Genomic DNA, 24206 nt, shown 5'->3' with positions numbered 1-24206 from the left:
GCTGAGCGGGTGAGCATGGAGATCGAGCTGGGCCGCGCCAAGCGGGCTCGTCGGGCGTACTCGTTCGACGACATCGCCGTGGTGCCGTCGCGGCGCACGCGCAACCCCGAGGACGTGTCGACCGCGTGGGCGATCGACGCGTTCCAGTTCGACATCCCGGTGCTCGGCGCCCCCATGGACTCGGTCGTGAGCCCCCGCACCGCCATCATGCTCGGTCAGCTCGGCGCGCTGGGCGTGCTCGACCTCGAGGGGCTGTGGACGCGGTACGAGGACCCGCAGCCCCTGCTCGACGAGATCGCCTCGCTGCCCGATCAGGTGGCCACGAGCCGCATGCAGCAGATGTATGCGGAGCCGATCAAGCCGGAGCTCGTGCGCTCGCGCCTCGAGGAGATCCGCGCGGCCGGCGTGACGGTCGCGGGCTCCCTCACGCCGCAGCGCACCCAGGAGCTGTACGAGACGGTCGTCGCTGCCGGCGTCGACCTGTTCGTCATCCGCGGCACCACCGTCTCGGCCGAGCACGTGTCGAGCGTGGCCGAGCCGCTCAACCTCAAGAAGTTCATCTACGACCTCGACGTGCCGGTGATCGTGGGCGGGGCGAGCACCTACACCGCCGCGCTGCACCTCATGCGCACCGGCGCGGCGGGCGTCCTCGTCGGCTTCGGCGGCGGAGCGGCCTCCACGACGCGCGCCACCCTCGGCATCCACGCGCCCATGGCCACCGCCGTCGCCGACGTGGCCGGCGCCCGGCGCGACTACCTGGATGAGTCGGGCGGGCGCTACGTGCACGTCATCGCCGACGGCGGCGTCGGCACGTCCGGCGACATCGTGAAGGCGCTCGCGATGGGCGCGGACGCCGTCATGCTCGGCGTCGCGCTGGCCCGCGCCACCGACGCGCCGGGCCAGGGGTATCACTGGGGCCCCGAGGCGCACCACCCGAAGCTCCCGCGCGGTCGCCGCGTGCGGGTCGACCGCGTCGCGGCGCTCGAGGAGATCCTGTACGGTCCGGCGCCGGTGGCCGACGGCACCGCCAACCTCATCGGCGCGCTGCGCAAGTCCATGGCGACCACGGGCTACTCCGACCTCAAGGAGTTCCAGCGCGTCGACGTGGTCGTCGCGCCGTACGACGCCTGATGACCGAGCCGTCGCTGGAGCCCGCGGAGGCTTTGGACTTCCCGCCGACGCTGCGCGAGGTCATGCTCCGCCCGCGCTGGCTCGCGATGCTCGCGCTGTGCCTCGTGGTGGCGGGCGTGTTCGCGTGGCTGGGCCAGTGGCAGCTCTCGAGCGCCATCGACACCGACCCGCCGGAGCCGGGAGCGACCGAGCGGGTGCTGGAGCTCGACGAGGTCGTCGAGCCGGGCGCCTACCTCGAGGAGCCGCTCGTCGGCCAGCGCGTCGAGGTCTCGGGATCGTGGGACCCCGGCGACTTCCTCATCGTCTCCTCGCGTTTCAACGACGACGTCGAGGGCTACTGGGTCACCGGCCGCCTGCAGCGGGAGGACGCCTCGTCGCTGGCCGTCGCGATCGGCTGGACGGCGTCGCGCGAGCGCGCCGAGGCGGCCGTCGCCGATCTCTCATCGCAGGCCGACGGGGGCGTGACGGTCGGGCTCACGGGCCGCGTCATCTCCGACGAGGGCCCCGCCGTCGCCACGGGGGACGACCCGTACGAGATGACGCGCATGTCGCCCGCCGCGCTGCTGGGCCAGTGGGGTGAGGTGCCGGGCGAGGTGTACCGCCCGTACCTGACGTCGGCGGATCCGACCGGCGGGATCACGGACGCCGGCCTCGAGGAGATCTCGTCCCCGGCGCCCGAGCTGAGCAGCCCCATCAACTGGCTCAACATCTTCTACGCGATCGAGTGGGCGGTCTTCGCCGGCTTCGCGTTCTATCTCTGGTACCGCCTCGCCCGCGACGCGTGGGAGCGCGAGATCGAGCAGCGCGAGGGCATCGACCCCGACGCCCTCGACGACGTCGACGACTGAACGGCGAGGCGCCCGGCGGGCGGCGATCGTCCAGGTGGCGCCCGCCTAGAATGGGGCTATGGCGCAACCCCGGCTCGCTTCGTTCCCCAAGATCCGAGGTGCGCTGCGGTTCTACCAGATCTGCTCCGTGATCACCGGCGTGGGCCTGCTGCTGCTCGTGGCCGAGATGGTCCTGAAGTACACGCCGCTGCACGTCGAGCTCTTCCTCGGCGGATCGGGCGGCTTCCTGTGGTTCGCCGACGTGCTGCCGAGCGCGGACTGTCAGTGGTACTCGCAGTTCGCCATGGGGGCCGGCGGATGCGAGATCCTCTCCACGGGCGACGGCATCAACCTGTCGTTGGGAATTCTCATCGTGCACGGCTGGTTCTACGTCGTGTATCTGTTCGCGTGCTTCCGCCTGTGGAGCCTCATGCGGTGGGGCTTCGGCCGCTTCCTCATGCTGGCCGGCGGTGGCGTCGTCCCGTTCCTGTCGTTTGTGATGGAGGGCATCGTCGCCCGTGATGTGAAGCGCTATCTCGCCGACCGCGAGCAGCGCGCCGCCGAGAAGCGGGCGGCCAAGGCCGCCGCGATCCCGGACGCCACGGCGTCCGCAACCCCCGAGGAGGCCGGCCGATGAGTGCCGACACCGCACAGCGACCGGTCCTGGTCGTCGACTTCGGCGCACAGTACGCGCAGCTCATCGCGCGTCGCGTGCGCGAGGCCGGCGTCTTCAGCGAGCTGGTGCCGCACTCGATCACGCGCGCCGAGGTGGAGGCGAAGGATCCCGTCGCCATGATCCTCTCCGGCGGGCCGTCGTCCGTCTACGCCGAGGGCGCCCCGACCTTCGACACCACGATCTTCGACCTCGGCATCCCGACGCTCGGCATCTGCTACGGCTTCCAGGTGATGGCGCAGGCCCTCGGCGGCGAGGTCGCCAACACCGGGCTGCGCGAGTACGGCGCCACCGACGCCACCCTCGTCGGCGACGGCGGCGTGCTGCTGGGTGGGCAGCCCGCGGCGCAGAACGTGTGGATGAGCCACGGCGACCAGGTGCGCAAGGCGCCGGAGGGCTTCCAGGTGCTGGCCTCCACGGCCGCGACGCCCGTGGCCGCCTTCGGCAACGCCGAGTCGTGCCTCTACGGCGTGCAGTGGCACCCCGAGGTCAAGCACTCCGACTTCGGCCAGAGGGTCATCGAGAACTTCCTGCACAAGGCCGCCGGGCTGCCGTCGGACTGGAACAGCGGCAACGTCATCGACGAGCAGGTGGCGCGCATCCGCGAGCAGGTCGGCTCGGCCCGCGTCATCTCGGCGCTCTCGGGTGGCGTGGACTCGGCCGTCTCGACCGCGCTCGTGCACCGCGCCGTGGGCGATCAGCTCACCGCCGTGTTCGTCGATCACGGGCTGCTGCGCAAGGGCGAGCGCGAGCAGGTCGAGAAGGACTACGTCGAGTCGACGGGCGTGCGGCTCATCACGGTCGACGCCGCCGACACGTTCCTCGGCCACCTCAAGGGCGTGACCGATCCCGAGCAGAAGCGCAAGATCATCGGCCGCGAGTTCATCCGCGCGTTTGAGAAGGTGCAGCGCGAGCTCGTGGACGAGGCCAAGGCCGAGGGCGAGCCCATCCGGTTCCTCGTGCAGGGCACGCTGTACCCGGACGTCGTGGAGTCGGGCGGCGGCGCCGGCACGGCCAACATCAAGAGCCACCACAACGTGGGCGGGCTGCCGGAGGACCTCGACTTCGAGCTCATCGAGCCCCTGCGCACCCTGTTCAAGGACGAGGTGCGCGCGATCGGCCGCGAGCTGGGCATTCCCGAGGCGATCGTCGGCCGCCAGCCGTTCCCCGGACCGGGGCTCGGCATCCGGATCATCGGCGAGGTGACGCGCGAGCGCCTCGAGATCCTGCGCGAGGCCGACGCGATCGCCCGCGAGGAGCTGACGAAGGCGGGCCTCGACGGCGACATCTGGCAGTGCCCGGTGGTGCTGCTCGCCGACGTGCGCAGCGTGGGCGTGCAGGGCGACGGGCGCACCTACGGTCACCCGATCGTGCTGCGCCCCGTCTCGAGCGAGGACGCCATGACGGCCGACTGGACCCGCCTGCCGTACGACGTGCTGTCGAAGATCTCCAACCGCATCACGAACGAGGTCAGCGAGGTCAACCGCGTGGTGCTCGACGTGACCTCGAAGCCCCCGGGGACCATCGAGTGGGAGTGAGCCCCTCGCGCGCCGCGGGCGCCGAGCGGGAGTTGCCCTCCCTCCGCGACGAGGCCGCCCTCCGTGTCCGGACGGGCGGCCTCGTCGCGTCTGGGACGATGGATCGGTGACCGACCTCGTTCCTCGCGCCGTGTACCTCCTCGTGGCCGGGCGGGTGGACCCCCGGCTCGACGCCGGCTTCGCGGTGGCCGTGATGCGGCGCGCGCGAGACCTGCGGCGGGCCGGCGGCGAGTCCCTCGTCCTCACGGTGAACGTCGCCGCGACCGGCGAGAACGACCGGATCCGCGACGAGTGGATCCGGCGGGGCGTGCTCGCCGAGCGCCGGGCCCTGCGCAACCTGTATGACGATCTGCGCGCGGACCGATCCTGGCTGATCGAGGCCGCCCGGCCGCTGCCCGCGCCCGCCGCGGGGTTCGACGAGAACATCGTGCGCGACGATGCGGGGGAGCCGCTCGTGGCGCTGCCCGTGGTGACCGGCGACCCGGCCTGGATGCGCAGCGACGCGGCCGTCACCGTCTACGACGCCGCGGGGCAGCCCGCGGGCTGGTTGCCCGGATTCGGCGGCCTCTACCGCGCCTGGCTGAACCACATCGCGCCGGAGGCGGCGGCGCAGACCGGGCTGACACCGGTCATCGTGTGCGAGGCCCGGCAGATCGGCGAGGTGCTCGTCGCCGACGCGGCCCCGCCGCTCGATCCGGCGCTGCGGATCGTGCACGAGACGCACGCGAATCACACCCTGCCCCCACACACGTGGGACGCGCCCATGGCCGATGCGTGGACGAGCTGGCTCGACACCGCGGCCCGCTACGACGCGGTGACGTGGCTCACGCCGACGCAGCGCGCCGACGTGGAGCGTCGCTTCGGCCCGGAGGTCGCGCGCTCGTTCGTGGCCCCGCACCCCGCCCCGCCGGTCGTGCGGGCGCGGGAGCCGCGCGTGCCGGGACGGGTCGTGATGCTCAACTCGCTGTCCACCCGCAAGCGCGTCGACCACGCGCTGCGCGCGCTCGCGCTCGTACGCGCAGAGGTGCCGCACGCGCACCTGCACGTCCACGGCGACGGCCCCGAGCGATCCGCGCTCGAGGCGCTCGCCGCCGACCTGGGCATCGCCGACGCGGTCACGTGGCACGGCTACGACCCCGATCCGCTGCCGGCACTGGCGTCGGCCCAGGCGCTCCTGCTCACGAGCACGAACGAGGCGCAGGGGCTGGTCGTGGTGGAGGCGCTGTCGCACGGCGTGCCGGTCGTCGCGTACGACATCCCGTACGGCCCGCGCGACATGCTCGCCCACGGCGGCGGCACGGTGGTGCCCGATGGCGAGGTGCCGGCCCTGGCCGCCGCGCTGCAGGCCCTCCTCACGTCGCCCGAGCGGGCCGCGCGGGAGGAGGAGGCCTACGCCTCGGCCGAGGCGCAGGGGTTCGAGCCGTCGCTGCGGGCCTTCGGCGACGCCGTGCGGGAAGCGTTGTCCGGCCCACCGCGGCGCTGACGCCCCCGTTCCGCCGTGAGCGGAACGCCCTGTGTCGCGGCCGCCGGCTCGCCTACCGTGTGGGCATGGCCGAGCCGATCCCGTTCCCCCTCCCCGAGAGCACGCCCACGCGGCGGGTCGACCCGCTGTGGCGCCATCTCGTCGGCGAGCACCTGCGCCGCCGCCGCCACGAGCGCGGTGAGAGGCTCGCCGATGTCGCCCGACGGGCCGGCGTCTCGGTGCAGTACCTCTCGGAGATCGAGCGGGGGCTGAAGGAGCCCTCGAGCGAGATCCTCTCCGCCGTCGTCGGGGCCCTCGACGGCTCCCTCCTCGAGCTCACGAGCGGGATCGCCGATCAGCTGCGGGCCGCGGCGCCGACGCCGACCGCCGTGCCGGTGCGGGGTGCCGGGCCGGGGCGCGCCGTCCTCGCGCTCGCGGCCTGAGCGCGGCTCACGCCCGCCGCTCCAGCACGCGGTCCGCCAGGCCGTACTCCACCGCTCCCGGCGCCGTGAACACGCGATCGCGGTCCGTGTCGCGACGCAGCTCGCCCGCGTCGCGGCCCGTGTGCCGGGCGAGAATGCCCTCCAGGTCGCCGCGTACCCGCACGAGCTCATCGGCGTGGACGATGAGGTCCGGCACCGCGCCGCGGCTCTGCGCCGCCGGCTGGTGCAGCACGACGCGCGCGTGCGGAAGCACGCCGCGCCGGCCCGGCGCCCCCGCGGCCAGGAGCATCGCGCCCACTCCGACCGCCTGCCCCACACACGTCGTGGCGACGTCGGGTCGGATGTACCGGATGGTGTCGTACACGCCCAGCGCGGCCGCCGGGTCACCGCCCTCGCAATTGATGTAGAGCTGTACCTCGCGCTCCGGTGCGTCGGCCTCGAGATGCAGCAGCTGAGCGATGAGCGCGTTCGCCACGCCGGCGTCGATGGCCGTGCCGAGGTACACGACGCGCTCGCTCAGCAGGTGGGAGTACACGTCCATGATCCGCTCGCCGCGGCCGTCGCGGGTGATCACGTTCGGGATGGTGTAGCTGCTCACTTCGCGACCCCCTCGTCGCCCGAGCCGAGGTCGGCGCCGAGCCCCAGGGGCCGGCGTCGCCGCGGCATGATGTCTTCGAAGTCGGCCACGATGGCGTCGATGAATCCGTACTGGAGCGCCTCCTGCGCCGAGAACCAGTGGTCGTGCAGCGAGTCCTCGAAGACGCGCTCGACGGGTTGCCCGGTGTCGGCGGCGATCAGCCCGAGCACGGTGTCGCGCATCTGGCGAAGGTCGTCGGCCTGCAGCTCCACGTCGACGGCGGCGCCTCCGATGCCTGCCGACCCCTGGTGCAGCAGCACCTTGGCGTGTGGCAGCGCCCGGCGCTTGCCCCTCGCGCCCGCCGAGAGGAGGAACTGGCCCGCGCTGTAGGCCATGCCGAGGTCGAGCGTCGAGACGTCGCACGGGACGAGGCGCATGACGTCGCGGATCGCGAGCATCGACGGCACCGAACCGCCGGGGGAGTGGATCCACAGCGCGATGTCGCTGGCGGGGTCCTCGGCGGCCAGGGCAAGCAGCTGCGTGGCCAGCAGCGTGCCGTTGTCGTCGTCCAAGGGGCCGTCGAGCACGAGCACGCGGCGGTGGTACAGCTCGCGTCGGGCCTCTGGGGTGAATCGGGGGACGGTGGTGTCTTCTGCCATGCCCCCAGCGTGCGGCGCCCGTGCGGCTCGCGCCGCCGAATCCGCCGGGCGCGGATCCGCCGGAAGCGGATGACGGGGCCGGGTGCGAGAAAGGGCCGCCCCCGAGGGAGCGGCCCTTTCGCGTGCGACGCGGCCTCGTCAGTCGTTGCCGCGCAGGATCGCGATGATGCGCAGGATCTCGATGTAGAGCCACACGACGGTGACCATGATGCCGAAGGCGCCCATCCAGCCGAACTTGCGGGGAGCGCCGTTGCGCACACCCTGCTGGATCATGTCGAAGTCGAGCACGAGCGAGTACGCCGCCATGAACACGACGAGCACGCCGATGATCAGACCGAGCGGGATGCCCATGAACTCCACCGAGCGCAGGCCGAACGCGTTGTCGGTCACGCCGGTCCACATCAGGATGACGTTCAGCAGCGAGAAGACGAGGTACCCGATCATCGCGATCATGAAGATCTTCGTCGCCTTCGCCGAGGCACGCACCTTGCCGTTCGCGAACAGCGCCAGGGTGACGCCGACGACCGCGACGGTCGCGAGCGTCGCCTGGATGACGATGCCCGGCCAGATGAACTCGAAGTACGCCGAGATGCCGCCAACGAAGAGGCCCTCGAACGCGGCGTACGCGAAGATCAGCGCGGGGCTCGGCTGCCGCTTGAACGAGTTGACCAGGCCCAGCACGAAGCCGCCGAGCGCACCGATGATCCACGGCAGCATGTTGATGCTCGTGGCGCTCTGCGGGCCGAGCGCGCCGCCGAGGGTCCACACCCAGCCGACCGCGGCGAAGACGATCAGCGCGCCGAAGAGCATCAGCGTCTTGAGGACCGTGTCCTCGACGGTCATGCGGCCGGTCTCGATCGCACCGGCGGCGGGCGCGGTGTAGGCACCCTCGATGCGAGACTGAGCGGCGGCGTCCACGCCCATCTGCGAGTACTGGCCGGCCTGCGCGTAGCCGACGTTCGGCTGCTGCGCGGCGGGCGGCTGCAGCGGCGTGCCGTAGGCGCCCTGCTGAGGGGCCTGGAAGACGGGGTTGTTGAATCCGGGGCTGGCCATGATCGGTCACACTCCAAGGTCTCGATGGGCGCCGGCCACGGCGCCTTGCTTCCACAGTAACGGCGTTGGCTATCACGCGCCTGGGTCGGCGGGGATTTCGCCCAGGGCGCAACCGCCTTCGGGGGTTTTCCCCACCGGGGGCGACGCCGAGGACGCGCGCGCTCATCGGATTAGCCTGGGGGCATGCGCCGCTCCCCGATCGTCGTCGCGCACCGAGGTGCGTCGGGGTATCGCCCCGAGCACTCGGCATCGGCCTACGAGCTCGCCTTCGAGATGGGCTGCGACGCCGTCGAGCCCGACGTCGTCGCGACGCGGGATGGGGTGCTCGTGGTGCGCCACGAGAACGAGATCTCCGGGACCACCGACGTCGCCGAGCGCCCCGAGTTCGCCGAGCGCCGCACCACGAAGACCGTTGACGGCGAGCGGCTGACGGGATGGTTCACCGAGGACTTCACGTGGGAGGAGCTCGCGACGCTGCGTTGCCGCGAGCGGATCCCTCGGCTGCGGCCGGCGAGCGCGAGCTTCGACGGCACGCAACCGATGCTGCGCCTCGTGGACCTGCTCGACATGACGGCGCGCGCCTCGCTGCAGCACGGCCGCGAGATCGGGGTCGTCCTCGAGGTCAAGCACGCCACCTACTTCGCGTCGATGGGTCTCGACCTCGTGCCGCTCATCCTGCGCGACCTGCGCGCGGCGGGCTGGGACGACGGACGGTGGCCGCTCGTGGTGGAGTCGTTCGAATCGACGGTGCTCGCGCGGTTGCGCGAGGCCGGTTTGCGGGCGTCGTTCGTCTACCTCCTGGAGTCGACCGGGAAGCCCGCGGACCTCGTCGCGGCCCGCGGCGCGGACGCGCCGACGTACGAGGCGACGGCGCGTCCCGACGGGCTGGATCAGCTCGTGGGGCACGTGGACGGCATCAGCGTGGACAAGCGCATGATCCTCGCCCCCGATCGCCGGGGGCGGGCCACGGGTCCTTCACCCGTGGTGGCCGACGCGCACGCGCGCGGGCTGCTCGTCTACACCTGGACGTGCCGGCCCGAGAACGCCTTCCTCGTCGGCGAGTTCCGCTCCGGTGGCGGGAAGGCCGCGTTCGGCGACTACGAGGCGGAGTGGCGGATCATTCGCGAGGCCGGCGTGGACGGCGTGTTCGTCGACCACACCGACCTCGGCGTCGCCTTCTTCCGCTGAGAACCGCCCGCTCAGGCGTCGGCGGGATCGATCCGGAAGATCCGCCGGATGACCGCCTCGGCGGCGGCGCTGTCGCGTGCGGCGAGCACGCGCGCGAACTCGTCGAACGCATCCGCGATCGCCGCCGGCGTCTGGATCAGCTGGGGCCGGCCGCGCTGCGCGCGTCGCAGGCCGAACCACGCCTCGCGATACGCGCGGGTGAAGACGAGGTTCCCGCACGAGTCCGCAAGGTGGGAGTACAGCTCGTTCAGCGTGTCGTAAATCGTGAAGACGGTATCCATCGGGTGCGCGAGCGAGTCGGCGGGGTCCGTGCCGCGGCACACCTCGACCGTGGTCGTCGACAGCGCGACGGCCCGGGCCAGCTCCTCGTCGCTCATGCGCTCGGCGGCCATCCGCGCCGAGATGCCCACCTGGTAGCCGAGGTACTCCATGGCCGCGTCGACCTCCTCGGGGGAGATCCGGGTGACGCGGGTGAAACGACTCGCCGACATCTCCACGAGGCCGATGCGCTCCAGCCGCTGCAACGCCTCGCGCACCGGCATGCGCGAGACGCCGAGCTCCGCGGCGATGTCGACATCGCGGATCCGCTCGCCCGGTGCCAGCCGGCCCTCGACGATGGCCTCGCCGATCTGCTCGAAGACGGCGTCGCCGAGGCGCTGCGGCTCGGGCTCGAGCGCTTCGTTCAGAGACGACAAGAAGGCTGCCCCTTCCGGCTTCTGCAGAGCATGCGGGTCGACGTCGGACATGGTCATGACAAAGACGGTATCCCGGTTTCGGCCGCCCGCAACCGAGAAATCGGGGGGAACGGCGGTGAGCGGCCCGATCGCGGCGGTGGCGAGGCCGCGCGGGCCGCGGCGTCGGTGCCCGAACCTAGACTGGAGGGGACATGTCAGATGCCTCCTCGCCCCTCATCGTGCACGGAACCGGACCGGCCGGCGACCCCCTGCTGGACGGCCTCAACCCCCCGCAGCGCGAGGCGGTGGAGTACCGCGGGCCGGCCCTGCTCATCGTGGCGGGCGCCGGATCGGGAAAGACGCGCGTACTGACACACCGGATCGCGTCGCTGCTGCGATCTCGCGAGGCCTGGCCGAGTCAGATCCTGGCCATCACCTTCACCAACAAGGCCGCGCAGGAGATGCGCGAGCGCGTCGAACAGCTGGTCGGTGACGGCGCCCGGGGCATGTGGATCTCGACGTTCCACTCCGCCTGCGTGCGGATCCTGCGCCGCGAGGCCGAGCAGTTCGGGTTCACGTCGTCGTTCACCATTTACGACTCCGGCGACTCGCGCGCCCTCATCAAGCGGCTCGTCAAGGAACACGAGGCCGACGCGCTGGGCCTGACGCCCGCCGCGGTGCAGTCGAAGATCTCGAAGCTCAAGAACGAGCTGTCCGACGCCGACGCCTACGCCCGCACCGTGAGCCACGATGATCCGGCCGAGCGGGTCTTCATCGAGATCTTCCGCGACTACGAGAAGCAGCTGCGCCGGGCCAACGCCTTCGACTTCGACGACCTGATCGCGCAGACCGTCTACCTCTTCCGCGCGTTCCCGCAGGTGGCGGACGTCTATCGCAAGCGCTTCCGCCACATCCTCGTCGACGAGTACCAGGACACCAACCACGCCCAGTACGCGCTCATTCACGAGCTGACGCGGCCGGTGCAGTCGTCGCAGGATGTGGGGGGCGGCATGCTCGCGCTGCTGGACGAGGGCGAGGCGGCATCGCTCACCGTCGTGGGCGACTCTGACCAGTCGATCTACGCATTCCGCGGCGCCGACATCCGCAACATCAGCGAGTTCGAGCGAGACTTCCCCGGCGCCAAGGTGGTGCTGCTCGAGCAGAACTATCGCTCGACCCAGAACATCCTCGACGCGGCGAACGCCGTGATCGCGAACAACTTCGACCGCAAGGCGAAGAACCTGTGGACCGACGCCGGCACGGGGGAGAAGGTCGTCGGCTTCACCGGCTACTCGCAGCACGACGAGGCGCAGTTCGTGGCGGACGAGATCGAGGCGCTGCACCGTGCCGGCGCCGCCTACGGCGACATCGCCGTGTTCTACCGCACCAACTCGCAGTCGCGCGCTCTCGAGGAGATCTTCATCCGCGCCGCGGTGCCGTACAAGATCATGGGCGGCACCAAGTTCTACGAACGCGCCGAGATCAAGGACGCGCTGGCCTACCTCGTCGCGGTTGCGAATCCGGCCGACGAGATGGCCCTGCGGCGCATCTTGAACAAGCCCAAGCGCGGCATCGGCGCCGTCACCGAGACGAGCATCGCGCGGTTCGCTGAGGATCACGGCATCACGTTCCGCGACGCGCTCGCCAACGCGGCCGAGCTCGGCGTCGGGCCGAAGCTGCAGGCCGCGATCGCGCAGCTCGACACCGTGCTGCGAGAGGCCACCGAGATCATGCTCCCGGCCTCGGGCGAGGCCGCTCCGCCGACGTCGGTGACCGAGGGGCTGCAGCTGCTGCTCAACAAGTCGGGCTACTACGACGCGCTGCGCGCGTCACGCGACCCCCAGGACGAGGCCCGCGTCGAGAACCTCGACGAGCTCGTGGCCGTCACGCGCGAGTTCGCGCGCAACAACCCCGAGGGCACGCTGCTGGACTTCCTCACCGAGGTGGCGCTCGTGGCCGACAGCGACGACCTGGACGACGAGTCCGGATCGGTGTCGCTCATGACGTTGCATACCGCGAAGGGTCTCGAGTTCGATCACGTCTTCCTCACGGGCGTGGAGGAGGACCTCATCCCGCACCGCATCTCGGCGGGCGAGCCCGGCGGTCCCCAGGAGGAGCGTCGCCTGTTCTACGTGGGCATCACCCGGGCCCGCAAGCGGCTGTACCTGTCCCTGGCGATGACGCGCGCCCAGTTCGGCGAGGTGTCGGTCGCGATGCCCAGCCGCTTCCTGCAGGAGATCCCCGCGCATCTCATCGACTGGCGGCAGTCGCCGGGCGATGTGAACGGCCGCGGCGGCACGCAGTCGCGTGCGCTCAACGCCCGCCGCCCCGCGTCCGGCTCCGACCGCTGGGGCGTCAAGCCGCTGCCGGCCGGCGGCGGGCTGAAGCCGAAGTCCACGGCGATGGACCGGTTCCCCGGCCTGGTCACCAACAAGGTGCGCGACAACGGCGATCTCGAGCTCGCCCCGGGAGACCGGATCCGCCACGACGACTTCGGCGAGGGGCGCGTGGACGCCGTGACGGGCGAGGGCGCCAAGCGCATCGCGCACGTGCGCTTCGACACGGCCGGCGCGAAGAAGCTGCTCATCAAGGTCGCGCCCATCGCCAAGCTCTGACGGCGCGTGAGGCGGCGGCCCGCCGGTCACCTGCGCCACGTACGCTGGGCGCATGGGCTTGTTCTCGCGCAAGAAGAAGGACGACGACCGCGACCCGAAGCGGGACGAGGAGGTCGCCCCGAAGCGTGACGCGGGGCCGTCGGTCGAGCCGGCGCCTGCGCGGTCGGAGAGCCCCGACGCCGAGCCGGCGCAGACGGAGGCGGCCCCACCGGATCAGGCGGAGCCCGAGGCGACGCCCGACGTCAGCATCTCCGTGTCATCGTTCACCGGCCTGGGCGCCGCCGGGGCTCCCGTCGAGCCGCCCGCGCCGAGCGACGGCAGCCCGCGCGCCGATCCGCTCGTTGCCCGCGCCGCCGCGGACCCACGGGTGCGGATGCAGGCGACTCCGCGGTCCGGCGCGCGCCCCGGTCTGCCGTTCGCCCCCGCCGCGCCCCCCACCGAGCTCGAGACGGTGCCCGGGCTGCGCGACAACGCGCTCGTGCGCGACGCGCTCGCCGCGCTGCCCGAGAAGCCCACGGGACCCCAGGTGCTCGGCGTCGTGCGACAGGCGATGCAGGGCAACCTGTACCTGCGTGTGCAGGGCGACGCGCGGCAGCAGCTGGCCGACGGCGGCCAGATCACGTTCGGCGTGGCGCGCGCGGGCGACAAGGACTACATGCTGGCCTACAGCTCCGGTCGCGCCCTGCGCGAGGCCGTCGCGGCCGATGGCGACACGCAGACCTCCGCGATCGGGCAGCCCGTCTCGGCGCTCGTGCGGCACATGCTCCAGGGCTCGTATGCGGGCATCATCCTCGACAACCACTCGCCGCGTCGCGCCGTGCTGCCGCGCCAGGTGCTGGAGAAGGCGTTCGCCGAGGCCGACCCGCAGGCGCGGGTCAAGACGCTGCTCGGGGAGCCGCGTCAGGCCGACACCCCGCACCGCCTGGCCGCCCTCCTCGCCGAGCGCCCCCCGCTGTGGGTGGCGGTCGGGCCGACACAGAACGGCAGCGAGAAGCTGGGCATCGCGGAGGCGCGCCTGGCCGACGGCACGCGCCTGCTCCAGGTGTTCTCGCACCCGCTCGAGATCGCCGCGCTCGGCCGCGACGAGAAGGCGCTGCCGCTCGCGGTCGAGAAGATCGCGCGGGCCCTGCGAGACAACCCGCAGGTGGGCGGGATCATCCTCGATCCCGCCGGTCCCCTCATGACGCTCACTCGCGAGGAGCTGGCGCCCGTTCTGGCCCTGGCCGACTGACGCGCCCCGCGCACGCGCCCGCCTGCCGCGTCGTGCTGCGTGGCCGCTCCGCGGTCGGCACCGGCCCCTGGCGTCAACCCCTTTTCTCGGCGCCCGCCCGCCGCATAGCCTCGGCACATGGCGTCGGAGCGGATCACCCTGCAGGTCGGCGGGCGGGAGGTCTCGCTCTCGAGCCCCGACCGCGTGCTGTGGCCTCAGGAGGGCATCACCAAGCGGGAACTGGCGGAGTACCTCATCGCGGTGGCCGAGCCCTTCCTCGCCCACAACGGGGGGCGGCCGGTGTCGCTGGAGCGCTTCCCCGAGTCGATCGACGGCGAGAGCTTCTTTTCCAAGAACCCGCCCAAGGGAGCGCCCGAGTACGTGGAGTCGGTCACGGTCACGTACAACAGCGGCCGCCGTCATCCGCAGCTCGTGCTCACGGAACCGGCCGCGGTGGTGTGGGCCGCGCAGATGAACACGGTCGTCTTCCACCCGTGGGCCTCGCGCGCCGACGACACCGACCGGCCGGTGGAGTTGCGCATCGACCTTGACCCCCAGCCGGGCACCGACTTCGCGGATGCGGTGCGAGCGGCCCACGGCCTGCGCGAGGTGCTGAACGAGGCGGGCCTTGAGCCGTGGCTCAAGACGAGCGGCAACCGCGGTCTGCACGTGTTCTGCCCCATCGTTCCCGAGTGGGAGTTCCTCGACGTGCGGCACGCGGTGATCGCCGCCGGCCGCGAGCTCGAGCGCCGGATGCCCGAGGAGGTGACCATGAGCTGGTGGAAGGAGGAGCGCGGCGAGCGGATCTTCGTCGACTTCAACCAGGCCAACCGCGACCGCACGATGGCCGGCGCCTACAGCCCCCGGCCGCTGCAGGCGGCGACGGTCTCGACGCCCGTGACGTGGGAGGAACTCGATGGTCTCGAACCGCACGACTTCACCATCCGCACCGTTCCCCGCCGGCTGGAGGAGGTGGGCGATCCGTGGCGCGGGATCGCCGACAACCCCGCACGCATCGACACCCTGCTCGAGTGGTGGGAGCGTGACCTCGCCGAGGGTCTCGGCGAGCTCCCCTTCCCGCCCGACTTCCCGAAGATGCCCGGCGAGCCGCCGCGCGTCCAGCCGAGCCGTGCCAAGAAGGACTGATTCAGCCGGCCTCGTCGTCGGCGTCGTCGGGGGCGCGATTGGCCTGCCGCACGACCCGTGGGGGCCTGCCGCCGAGATACGAGGCGTGCGCGTCGACGAGGAAGCCCTTGCGCAGCAGCTCGCGACCGATGAGCATGCGGAAGCCCATCGCGTCGCGACGCGTAAGCGTCACCTCCGCGCGGATCACCTCGCCGAGCAGCCGCACGTCCATGAGGACGACGTAGCGGTTCTGCGAGTGGCCCGACGAGCTGCGCACGCGACGGCGGTCGTGAACGGGCAGCTCCACCGTGACGGTGTCGGCGGAACTGCGCTGCCAGGGGTGCACCTGAAAGCGCACCCACGCGCGACCGTCGCGCGTGAACTCCCTCAATCCGAAGGCGTGCAGCGACGATGTCTGCGCCCCCGTGTCGACCTTGGCCTTGAGCCAGTCCACGCCCGTGCCGGGCAGGCTCACCCATTCGCGCCAGCCGACGAGGCGAGTGGGTGGATGATGGGACCGAGGCACGTTGTCCATCAAACCGCACCCCGCGCAAGAAATCCGAGAACCACCACGTGAGAATCGCCATCCTCTCCCGCGCGCCGCGCAGCTACAGCACTCAGCGACTGCGCGCCGCCGCGCTCGATCGCGGCCACGAGGTGAAGGTGCTCAACACGCTGCGCTTCGCGATCGACCTGTCGGGTGACGACCCGGATCTGCAGTACCGCGGCAAGCGGCTGCGTGACTACGACGCGATCGTGCCGCGCATCGGCAACTCGATCACCTACTACGGCACGGCCGTCGTGCGGCAGTTCGAGCAGATGGACGTGTACACGCCCAACACGGCGGGAGGCATCTCGAACTCGCGCGACAAGCTGCGCGCCAACCAGATCCTCTCCCGCCACGGGATCGCCATGCCGGCGACCGCGTTCGTCCGCGACCGCGCCGACGTGATCCCCGCGATCGAGAGGGTGGGCGGCGCGCCGGTCGTCATCAAGCTGATCGAGGGCACGCAGGGCATCGGCGTCATCCTGGCGCCGAACAACAAGGTGGCCGAGGCGATCATCGAGACGCTGCAGTCGGCGCGGCAGAACGTGCTGATCCAACGGTTCGTCAAGGAGTCGAAGGGCCGCGACATCCGAGCGCTCGTCGTGGGCGACCGGGTGGTCGCGGCGATGCGGCGCTCGGCGAACGGTGACGAGTTCCGCTCCAATGTGCACCGTGGCGGATCGGTCGAACGCGTCGAACTGGACGAGGAGTACGAGCACACCGCCGTGCGCGCGGCGCAGATCATGGGTCTGAAGGTGGCCGGCGTCGACATGCTGGAGGGCGCCGAGGGGCCGCTCGTCATGGAGGTCAACTCGTCGCCGGGCCTGCAGGGCATCGAGACCGCCACGCGGCTCGACGTGGCCGGTGCCATCATCGACTACATCGCCGGCCAGGTGGCCTTCCCGCACATCGACGTGCGCGAGCGGCTGGCCGTGTCCACCGGATACGGCGTGGCGGAGATCGTCGTGCACGGCGACGCGGAGTTCATCGGCAAGACGCTGCGGGAGTCGGGGCTGTGGCAGCGCGACATCTCGGTGCTCACGCTGCACCGCGGCACGTCGGTCATCCCGAACCCGCCCGGCAAGCTCGTGCTCGAGGCCGAGGACCGGTTGCTGTGCTGGGGCAAGGTGGACGAGATGCGGGCCCTCATCCCGGAGCGACCCAAGCGCCGCCCGCGGGTGAAGCGGCTGCCGAAGGACGCCCTGCCGCCCGTGGACTGAGGGTCCGCGACGTTCAGGTGAGGACGTCGGCCAGGTCGTAGCGCGCGGGCACCTCGAGCTGTTCGTACGTGCACGAGCGCGGCTCGCGGTCGGGGCGCCAGCGCTCGAACTGCACGGTGTGCCGGAAGCGGTCGCCCTCGAGCTGGTCGTAGCGCACCTCCAGCACGCGCTCGGGCCGCAACCGCACGAACGACACGTCCTTGCCGGACGAGAAGCGCGAGCGGTCCGTCTCGCCGGTGACGGCCTCGCCGGTGTCGTCGCGTTCGACGAGCGGCTCCAGCTCGTCGACCAGCTCGAGCCGGCGGCGGTCGGTGAACGCCGAGACGCCGCCGACATTGCGCAGCTGCCCGCCGGCGTCGTAGAGCCCGACGAGGATCGATCCCACGCCACGCCCGCTCTTGTGCACGCGGTAGCCGAGCGCGACGACGTCGGCGGTGCGGGCGTGCTTGATCTTCAGCATCGTCCGCTTGCCCGGCGCGTACGCGGCGTCGAGTGGCTTCGCGACGACGCCGTCGAGGCCCGCGCCCTCGAACTCCGCCAGCCAGCGCCGGGCGAGCTCGGCGTCCTCGGTCGTGCGGGTGAGGTGGATCGGGTGCGGCACGTCTCGGAGCAGAGCCTCCAGGCGCGCGCGCCGCTCGCGCAACGGCCGAGCGGACACGTCCTCGTCGCCGTCGAGCAGCAGGTCGAACGCGACGAGCATGGCGGGCGTCTGCGCGGACAGCGTGGCAACGCGCGACGCGGCGGGGTGGATCCGCTGCGACAGTGCGTCCCACGACAGGTGCTGCCTGCCCTCCTCGCCGACCGCCACGACGATCTCGCCGTCGATCAGGCAGGGGCGTGGCAGCAGCCGCGGCAGGGCGTCGACGAGCTCGGGAAAGTACGGGGTCAGCGGCTTCGCGCCCCGCGATCCCAGGACCACCCGCTCGCCGTCCCACGACGCGAGCACGCGGAAGCCGTCCCACTTCGGCTCGAACTGCAAGCCGCCTGGGTGCTTCGCCGGCTCGGGGACGGCGGGCACGGCCTTGGCGAGCATGGGGGCGGGGATCTCGTGGGGCATGCGCCCATCCTGCCGCCCGCCACCCCGCACGCGATAGGGGACGCCCCCCGGCGCGTGAGGGGTGAAAGGCGGGGTGAAGTTTGTCCGACGGTTGGAGATTTCCTGATAGGCAAGTCGGGGTGCCCATGCGGGCACGGCGTCCGCCGGTGGAGTGCGGGCGCGGGAAGAGGGGGAGACGTGGCTCGTTCGGGTCGTGCCAACACGTTCACGCGGATGCGCCGAGGCATTCTCGGCGAACGTCGCGGCTTGCTCAAGATCGGGGTGGTGGCGGCCGTCACGGCCCTGACCACCACGCTGATGCCGGCGGTGGCCTACGCCGCCCCGGTGTCGGTGCACGAGATCACCGCGAGGTGGGCGGGGAACCCGGTTCCCACTGCGGCGCCGTTCGGGCAGCCGGTGACCGCGGAGTGGCGCGTCAACACGAACGACGCCGACGACCCGTACTCGAACGAGCCGGTCGACAACGTGCGCGTGACGCTGACGGCCGGGAACGGCGTCTTCACGAGCATCCCGACCATCTGCAAGACGCGCGACGTCACGCCGGTGTCGGAGATCTCCGCCGACGGCACGACCCTGCTCTGCAACCTCGGCACGGTGCGCGAGGGCACGGCGACCGTGATCCAGACCCCGCTGCGGGCCTCCTCGACCACGGGCGGCGACCTGACCGTCTCGGGCACCGCGACCTCGGACTCCGCTGCCGCCGAGAGCGCACCGGCCGATCCGGGCCCGCTGCCGATCACGTACACGTACGGCATGGACCTGTCCCTGGTCTCCGCTCCTGGGCAGGCGTACCAGGGCGGCGTGAAGCCGAGCCGCAGCGGCGGCGACCGTACTTTCTTGCAGATGAACTTCTCGCTGATCCTTGCGGCGGGGAGCCGCCCCGGCCCGTCGACGTACTCCTTCCCGGTCACGGTGGGGGCCAATTTCACCGGCGCCCTGAACGGCCTGCAGTGGGAGGGCTGCGTGCCGGTCGGTGACGGTTCCGCGGCCACGGGCCAGCCGTTCTCCGACCCTGCCAAGGCCGACCGCACCAACTTCCCGACGTGCGCGGTGAGCGGGTCGGGTACGAGCTACACGGTCACCCTGTCGAACCTGGACTACACACTGGTCAACACCCCGACGAGGGACAGCCTCGGCCAGCCGCTGCCGGGCAACGGCGCCTACATCGCTTCGGGCACGGTGCAGTTCAGCATCCCGTCCCCGGTGACCCAGATCACCAACTTCTCGTTCACCGCCGCCCCGGGGGCGTTCACGTTCTCCGACGGCACGGCCCGGCCAGACGGCGATGCGGCGAACAACTCGTCGAACACCACGCTCGTGCCGCCCGGCTCCTTCAGCAATCTCTGGGCCGGTTCACCGGCGAACTCGCGCGCCTCGTGGGACACCAACCTGTGGGTGAGCCCGGGCACGGGGGCAGACATCACTCTGCCGCAGCCCGGCATCGATGACATCGACGACTACAACCGGGCTGTCGCCGATCGCACGATCAGCGGACTGCCGCTGTATATGCAAGCCAACTCCGGAATGTGGAACGGCTACCAGGGCCCCGCGGGCGCTGAACTCGCGGGCGTGTGCACGATGAACCAGAACCCTGCCTTCGTGCCCACCTGGGTCGACGGTGGAGGATGGGATTCGCAGTACTACCTCACATACACGACGGCGCGGTTCTTCTACACGACCGCCGCGATCGACACGAGAACCGAGACCTGTGGCGACGCGGCACCGAGTGCCAAGTGGGTCGAGGTGTTCCCGCCGGCCGGGCACGAGCTGACGGACCCGCGCATCGGAACCGACATCCTCATGCAGCTACCCCCCGGCGTTACCGGGGTCAAGATGACCTGGGACCCGGCGGTGGATCGCCCGCGCGACGCGCAGGGCTACACCTTCCTCCGCGTCCTCGGCCCCATCGACGAGAACGCGCCCACCAGCGGGGAGGGCTGGACTGTCGGTGCATTCAACTCGCCGGCGGATGCGGCCGCGACGTGGCCGACATACCCGACGCTCAACGACTGGGTAAATCTCAGCACGATGCCCGGTGGCACCATGCTGCCCGGCAGCGAATGGAACATGAACGGCCATCGCGACGCGTTCCGGCTGCAGGGTCCGCAGGGCCTGATCGAGAAGACGGTCAGCGACACCACCGCCCAGCCGGGCGTGCCTGTCACGTACAGCCTGCGCGCGCAGGCACAGAACCTCGTGACGAGCCCGCCGCCGGTCTCGTTCGAGGTGGTCGACACGCTTCCGCAGGGCATGGTCTACGTGGCCGGGTCCGGCCGCCCCGCGCCGTCGAGCGTGAGCGCGGACGGTCGCACGCTGACCTGGAGCTTCACCAACGTTGAGGCGAACGTCTTCCAAGACATCACCTATCAGGCGCAGCGGCCGGTCGACAGCGTCATCGCGCCGGGCACCAACCTGACGAACACCGCGGTGATCAACGTGCCGGGCGACAACCGCCCGGCGAACACGCCCGGTCGCACGGCGACCGCGACGGTGACCGTGCCGAGCGCATCGGCCACGGTCTTCGGCAAGTCCTCGGTCGACAACGTGCTCGCGTTCGAGGGCGACAGCTCCGCCTGGGTGCTGACGATCAACTCGCAGGACCCGGTGGCCAGCGCGTTCACCGACACCATCGACATCCTGCCCGCCGTCGGCGACGGCCGCGGGACGAACATCGACGGCACGTACACGGTGACGGGCGTCGACGCGCCGGCGGGCTCGAGGGTGCTCTACACCGACGCGCCGCTGTCGGAGCTCAGCACCGACCCGCGCGACCCGTCGAACGGCGGCACGCCCGGTTCGGAGGCGGGCAACACCGTGGGCTGGCAGGCGGAGGCCATCGATCGGCCGACCGCGATCCGCGTGATCGGCCCCGAGCTCGCGCCGGGCGCGACGCAGACGATCCGCATCGCGTATGAGACGCCGGCCGGCTCGAGCTGTGTGGAGCCGGCGGCGGGTGACAACAAGCCCGGCCAGATCCTCGTGAACTCCGCCGGGTCGTGGGCGGAGCACAGCGCACTGCCGATGCTGTCGTCGTCGGTCACCGAGATCGCGAACTGCTACGCGGTCGACCTGAAGAAGTACGTGCAGGACGCCGACGGTGAGTGGCACGACGCCAACACGCTCGCCGACTACCCGACGTTCCGCGTCGGCGACGAGGTGACGTACCGCATCGTCGTGGAGAACATCGGCCAGGGCACGATCACCGACCTCGAGATCACCGACGACCTCTTCCCCGAGGGCTCCTTCACGGTCGACGAGCTCGCCCGCGGCGAGGAGGACGTGCACGAGTACACCGTGACGATGACCGGCGGCGGCGCCGTCGTCAACAACGCGTGCGGCACGGCGGCGACCCCGCCGGACGCCGAGGCGCCGACGATCCTCTGCGACCCGGCGGGTGTGCAGGTGGTGAACTACACCACGGCGAAGTCGTCGAACCCGGCGTCGGGGGAGACGGTGCGTCCGGGCGACACGATCACCTACACGATCGCGGTGACGCAGGAGGGCACGGTGCCGGCGAACGCGGAGTTCACCGACACTCTCGTCGATCTCGTGGATGACGCCGTCTACAACGGTGACCTGTCCGCGTCGATCGGCACGGCGACGCTCGACGGCGACGTGATCTCGTGGTCGGGCACCGTCCCGGTCGGGGAGGTGGCGCTGATCACGTACTCGGTGACCCTGAAGGACTCCGCCGGCCTGGAGGCCGACGGCGACTACCTGCTGGGCAACACGGTGACGAGCCCGGGCTGCGTCGACGCGTGCAGCACCGAGCACCCGGTGGCCGACTACCGCGTGGCGAAGACGTCGGACCCGGCGGACGGATCGAATGTCGAGACCGGTGAGACGATCCAGTACACGGTCACGGTGACGCAGTTGGGTGAGGCGGCCTTCGAGGGCGCGTCGCTGAGCGATGACCTGTCGGACGTGTTGGACGACGCGACGTGGAACGACGACCTCCTCGCGTCGGCGGGAACGGTCGGGTTCGACGAGACCGCGCAGACGCTGTCGTGGTCGGGCGACCTCGCCGTGGACGACGTCGTGACGATCACCTACTCGGTGACCGTCACGGGCGACGGTGACACGCGCCTGCACAACGTGGTCTCCAGCGAGGGCTGCGTCTCGCCCGAGGAGTGCGAGACGGAGCACTTCACCGCGACGTACACGACGGTGAAGACGGCCGACCCCGCGTCGGGGACGGCCGTGCAGATCGGCGACGTCATCACCTACACGATCACGGTGACACAGTCGGGCCAGGGGCGCGTTGTGGGGCAGTTCTTCGACGACAACCTCGCCGACGTGCTGGACGACGCGACCTTCAACAACGACATCACCGCATCGGCGGGCACGTTCACGTACGTGGATGGCGTCATCTCGTGGACCGGTGACCTGGGCCCCGGAGATGTCGCGACGGTCACGTACTCGGTCACGGTGACCGCCGACGGTGACACGCGCATCGGCAACACCGTGCGTTCGCCGGGTTGTGAGTCCGCGGCGGACTGTGAGACCGAGCACCTGACGGGCCGGTACGACACGGTGAAGACGTCGGACCCGCAGGCCGGTTCGGACGTGCAGATCGGCGACACGATCGAGTACACCGTGACCGTGTCGCAGGTCGGCGAGGCGGCCGTGGAGGGTGCCTCGTTCGCGGATGACCTGTCGGCGGTGCTGGATGACGCCACCTGGAACGGTGACCTCGATGCGAGCGCGGGAACGGTGGACTACGCCGAACCGGCGATCACCTGGTCGGGCGACCTGGCGGTTGATGACGTCGTGACGGTGACGTACTCGGTGACGGTGACCGGAGCGGGCGACATGGTGCTCACGAACGTCGTGACCAGCGACGGCTGCGTGGACGCCGCGGATTGCACCACGACGCACCAGACCGGCGCCTACACGGTGTCGAAGACCGCCGATCCGGCGCCCGGTTCGGACGTCGCCGTCGGCGACGCCATCACCTACACCGTGACGGTGGCACAGCGCGGTCCGGGCGCGGTGACGGGGGCGTCGTTCGATGACGACCTGTCGGACGTGCTGGACGATGCCACGTGGGACGACACCCTCACCGCCACGATCGGTACGGCGTCGTTCGAGGAGGACAGCGCGGAGCTGGCCTGGTCGGGCGACCTGGCGGTGGGCGCGGTGGCGACCATCACCTACACCGTGACGCTCACCGGCGAGGGCGACATGACCCTCACGAACGTGGCCACGCCCGGCGAGAACGGGGAGTGCGTGCCCGCCGGCGACGGCAACGCGGACTGCACCACGACGCACCAGACCGGCCGGTTCACGTACGCGAAGATGGCCGATCCGATCCACAACAGCGACGTGCAGGCCGGAGACGTCGTGACCTACACGGTCACGGTCACCCAGGCCGGCCCCGCCGGGGTGGCGGCGTCGGTGGTCGATGACCTGTCGGACGTGCTGGACGATGCCACCTACAACGGTGACGTCGCCGCCACGGGCGGCACCGCGTCCGTGGACGGTGCGACGCTGTCGTGGGCCGGCGACATGGCGCCCGGCGACGAGGTGACCATCACCTACTCGGTGACGGTCACGGGGGAGGGCAACACGACCCTCGCCAACGTCGTCACCTCGACCAGCCCGGCCGGGGAGTGCGTCACGGCCGCGGACGGCACCGAGCAGTGCCGCACCGTGCACAAGACGGGCGGCTACGTCTTCGCCAAGACCGCCGACCCCGCGTCGGGCACGCAGGTGAACAAGGGCGACACGGTCACCTACACGCTCACCGTCACCCAGCGCGGTCAGGGCGCGATCGCCGACGCGGTCGTCACCGACGACGTCGCGGGCGTGCTCAGCGCGAGCTCGTGGAACGACGACGCCACGGCGACCGCCGGCGAGGTGACCCGCGACGGGAACACCCTCACCTGGACCGGAGACCTCGGCGTGGGGCAGACGGCGACGATCACCTACTCGGTCACCGTCACGTCCGACGGCCCCGCCCAGCTGGTCAACGTCGTCAGCAGCCCCGACGAGCGTGCCATCTGCGACCCGACCGGTGTCTGCACCACCGAGCACGAGGTGCCGGCACCGGAGGCCGCGACGCCGCCCCTGACGGCCACGGGTGGCACGATCGCGTGGGGCGCGGCAGGGCTTGCCGGGCTGCTGCTGCTGGCCGGCGTGCTCGTGCTCGCCACCCAGCGCCGCCGCCGCGAACACACCACCGAGACGGCGGACTGACCGGCCAAT

Annotated in this window: 18 protein-coding genes; 12 read left to right on the top strand and 6 right to left on the bottom strand. The window is 71.2% G+C overall.

Annotated features, from left to right (window positions below):
* The first annotated feature begins 15 nt into the window (after nucleotides 1–15).
* From N8N77_RS05545 to N8N77_RS05520, 6 genes are all read left to right on the top strand, one after another.
* Complete coding sequence (locus tag N8N77_RS05545) at nucleotides 16–1131, top strand: GuaB3 family IMP dehydrogenase-related protein (RefSeq protein WP_261165624.1); 1116 nt, start codon at nucleotides 16–18, stop codon at nucleotides 1129–1131.
* Entirely contained in the window at nucleotides 1131–1979 is an 849-nt protein-coding gene (locus N8N77_RS05540) for an SURF1 family protein (protein WP_261165269.1), read from the top strand. The genes N8N77_RS05545 and N8N77_RS05540 overlap by 1 nt, the downstream gene beginning before the upstream one ends.
* Nucleotides 1980–2037: 58 nt before the next feature.
* A complete protein-coding gene (locus N8N77_RS05535; protein ID WP_261165268.1) occupies nucleotides 2038–2595 on the top strand; it encodes a DUF3817 domain-containing protein in 558 nt (185 codons plus the stop codon).
* Nucleotides 2592–4169, top strand: coding sequence for a glutamine-hydrolyzing GMP synthase (gene guaA, locus N8N77_RS05530; RefSeq protein ID WP_261165267.1), 1578 nt, complete (start codon nucleotides 2592–2594; stop codon nucleotides 4167–4169). Before N8N77_RS05535 ends, guaA begins: the two co-directional genes overlap by 4 nt.
* 106 nt (nucleotides 4170–4275) lie before the next feature.
* A complete protein-coding gene (locus tag N8N77_RS05525) occupies nucleotides 4276–5652 on the top strand; it encodes a glycosyltransferase (protein WP_261165265.1) in 1377 nt (458 codons plus the stop codon).
* A gap of 65 nt (nucleotides 5653–5717) precedes the next feature.
* Complete coding sequence (locus N8N77_RS05520; protein ID WP_261165263.1) at nucleotides 5718–6074, top strand: helix-turn-helix domain-containing protein; 357 nt, start codon at nucleotides 5718–5720, stop codon at nucleotides 6072–6074.
* A gap of 7 nt (nucleotides 6075–6081) precedes the next feature.
* Here N8N77_RS05520 and N8N77_RS05515 read toward each other — a convergent pair whose 3' ends face one another.
* The 3 genes from N8N77_RS05515 to N8N77_RS05505 all read right to left on the bottom strand — a co-directional run bounded on the left by N8N77_RS05515 (nucleotide 6082) and on the right by N8N77_RS05505 (nucleotide 8363).
* Entirely contained in the window at nucleotides 6082–6672 is a 591-nt protein-coding gene (locus tag N8N77_RS05515; protein WP_261165261.1) for a ClpP family protease, read from the bottom strand.
* Nucleotides 6669–7310, bottom strand: coding sequence for a ClpP family protease (locus N8N77_RS05510; protein WP_261165259.1), 642 nt, complete (start codon nucleotides 7308–7310; stop codon nucleotides 6669–6671). The genes N8N77_RS05515 and N8N77_RS05510 overlap by 4 nt, the downstream gene beginning before the upstream one ends.
* A 138-nt stretch (nucleotides 7311–7448) precedes the next feature.
* The gene (locus N8N77_RS05505; RefSeq protein WP_261165258.1) at nucleotides 7449–8363 is read right to left on the bottom strand and encodes a Bax inhibitor-1/YccA family protein; all 915 of its coding nucleotides are present in this window, start codon (nucleotides 8361–8363) and stop codon (nucleotides 7449–7451) included.
* Between the two features lie 183 nt (nucleotides 8364–8546).
* Here N8N77_RS05505 and N8N77_RS05500 point away from each other — a divergent pair, with 183 nt between their 5' ends.
* The gene (locus tag N8N77_RS05500; protein ID WP_261165257.1) at nucleotides 8547–9551 is read left to right on the top strand and encodes a glycerophosphodiester phosphodiesterase family protein; all 1005 of its coding nucleotides are present in this window, start codon (nucleotides 8547–8549) and stop codon (nucleotides 9549–9551) included.
* Nucleotides 9552–9562: 11 nt separating this feature from the next.
* On the opposite strand, the gene N8N77_RS05495 is transcribed toward N8N77_RS05500, so the two are convergent.
* Complete coding sequence (locus tag N8N77_RS05495; RefSeq protein ID WP_261165255.1) at nucleotides 9563–10303, bottom strand: GntR family transcriptional regulator; 741 nt, start codon at nucleotides 10301–10303, stop codon at nucleotides 9563–9565.
* A gap of 134 nt (nucleotides 10304–10437) precedes the next feature.
* Here N8N77_RS05495 and N8N77_RS05490 point away from each other — a divergent pair, with 134 nt between their 5' ends.
* The 3 genes from N8N77_RS05490 (at nucleotide 10438) to ligD (ending at nucleotide 15196) form a co-directional block, all read left to right on the top strand.
* Nucleotides 10438–12840 (top strand): ATP-dependent helicase, encoded by a 2403-nt coding sequence (locus N8N77_RS05490; RefSeq protein ID WP_261165254.1) that lies wholly within the window; start codon nucleotides 10438–10440, stop codon nucleotides 12838–12840.
* 52 nt (nucleotides 12841–12892) lie between these two features.
* Nucleotides 12893–14071 (top strand): SseB family protein, encoded by a 1179-nt coding sequence (locus N8N77_RS05485; protein WP_261165252.1) that lies wholly within the window; start codon nucleotides 12893–12895, stop codon nucleotides 14069–14071.
* Between the two features lie 117 nt (nucleotides 14072–14188).
* Nucleotides 14189–15196, top strand: a complete 1008-nt coding sequence (ligD, locus tag N8N77_RS05480) for a non-homologous end-joining DNA ligase (RefSeq protein ID WP_261165251.1) — start codon at nucleotides 14189–14191, stop codon at nucleotides 15194–15196.
* Nucleotide 15197: 1 nt separating this feature from the next.
* Here ligD and N8N77_RS05475 read toward each other — a convergent pair whose 3' ends face one another.
* Entirely contained in the window at nucleotides 15198–15710 is a 513-nt protein-coding gene (locus N8N77_RS05475) for an ATP-dependent zinc protease (protein WP_396652783.1), read from the bottom strand.
* Nucleotides 15711–15748: 38 nt separating this feature from the next.
* Here N8N77_RS05475 and N8N77_RS05470 point away from each other — a divergent pair, with 38 nt between their 5' ends.
* A complete protein-coding gene (locus tag N8N77_RS05470) occupies nucleotides 15749–16942 on the top strand; it encodes a RimK family alpha-L-glutamate ligase (protein WP_261165248.1) in 1194 nt (397 codons plus the stop codon).
* A 13-nt stretch (nucleotides 16943–16955) separates the two neighbouring features.
* Here N8N77_RS05470 and N8N77_RS05465 read toward each other — a convergent pair whose 3' ends face one another.
* The gene (locus N8N77_RS05465; RefSeq protein WP_261165247.1) at nucleotides 16956–17999 is read right to left on the bottom strand and encodes an ATP-dependent DNA ligase; all 1044 of its coding nucleotides are present in this window, start codon (nucleotides 17997–17999) and stop codon (nucleotides 16956–16958) included.
* Between the two features lie 246 nt (nucleotides 18000–18245).
* Between N8N77_RS05465 and N8N77_RS05460 the strand changes: the two genes are divergently transcribed.
* On the top strand, nucleotides 18246–24197 hold the full coding sequence (locus N8N77_RS05460; protein WP_261165246.1) for a DUF11 domain-containing protein: 5952 nt from the start codon (nucleotides 18246–18248) through the stop codon (nucleotides 24195–24197).
* Nucleotides 24198–24206 lie beyond the last annotated feature (9 nt).

Origin of the sequence: Microbacterium sp. Marseille-Q6965, assembly GCF_946151065.1 — a bacterium.
In the GTDB taxonomy this organism is placed as follows: domain Bacteria; phylum Actinomycetota; class Actinomycetes; order Actinomycetales; family Microbacteriaceae; genus Microbacterium.
Note: the sequence above shows the minus strand (reverse complement) of the source record. Positions and strands in the feature narration are given on the sequence as shown.

Coding starts and splice junctions, on each gene's coding strand:
- N8N77_RS05495 (WP_261165255.1), bottom strand. CDS start 10,303: ATGACCATGTCCGACGTCGACCCGCATGCTCTGCAGAAGCCGGAAGGG.
- N8N77_RS05465 (WP_261165247.1), bottom strand. CDS start 17,999: ATGCCCCACGAGATCCCCGCCCCCATGCTCGCCAAGGCCGTGCCCGCC.
- N8N77_RS05475 (WP_396652783.1), bottom strand. CDS start 15,710: ATGGACAACGTGCCTCGGTCCCATCATCCACCCACTCGCCTCGTCGGC.
- ligD (WP_261165251.1), top strand. CDS start 14,189: ATGGCGTCGGAGCGGATCACCCTGCAGGTCGGCGGGCGGGAGGTCTCG.
- N8N77_RS05490 (WP_261165254.1), top strand. CDS start 10,438: ATGTCAGATGCCTCCTCGCCCCTCATCGTGCACGGAACCGGACCGGCC.
- N8N77_RS05505 (WP_261165258.1), bottom strand. CDS start 8,363: ATGGCCAGCCCCGGATTCAACAACCCCGTCTTCCAGGCCCCTCAGCAG.
- N8N77_RS05485 (WP_261165252.1), top strand. CDS start 12,893: ATGGGCTTGTTCTCGCGCAAGAAGAAGGACGACGACCGCGACCCGAAG.
- N8N77_RS05510 (WP_261165259.1), bottom strand. CDS start 7,310: ATGGCAGAAGACACCACCGTCCCCCGATTCACCCCAGAGGCCCGACGC.
- N8N77_RS05500 (WP_261165257.1), top strand. CDS start 8,547: ATGCGCCGCTCCCCGATCGTCGTCGCGCACCGAGGTGCGTCGGGGTAT.
- N8N77_RS05545 (WP_261165624.1), top strand. CDS start 16: ATGGAGATCGAGCTGGGCCGCGCCAAGCGGGCTCGTCGGGCGTACTCG.
- guaA (WP_261165267.1), top strand. CDS start 2,592: ATGAGTGCCGACACCGCACAGCGACCGGTCCTGGTCGTCGACTTCGGC.
- N8N77_RS05520 (WP_261165263.1), top strand. CDS start 5,718: ATGGCCGAGCCGATCCCGTTCCCCCTCCCCGAGAGCACGCCCACGCGG.
- N8N77_RS05535 (WP_261165268.1), top strand. CDS start 2,038: ATGGCGCAACCCCGGCTCGCTTCGTTCCCCAAGATCCGAGGTGCGCTG.
- N8N77_RS05540 (WP_261165269.1), top strand. CDS start 1,131: ATGACCGAGCCGTCGCTGGAGCCCGCGGAGGCTTTGGACTTCCCGCCG.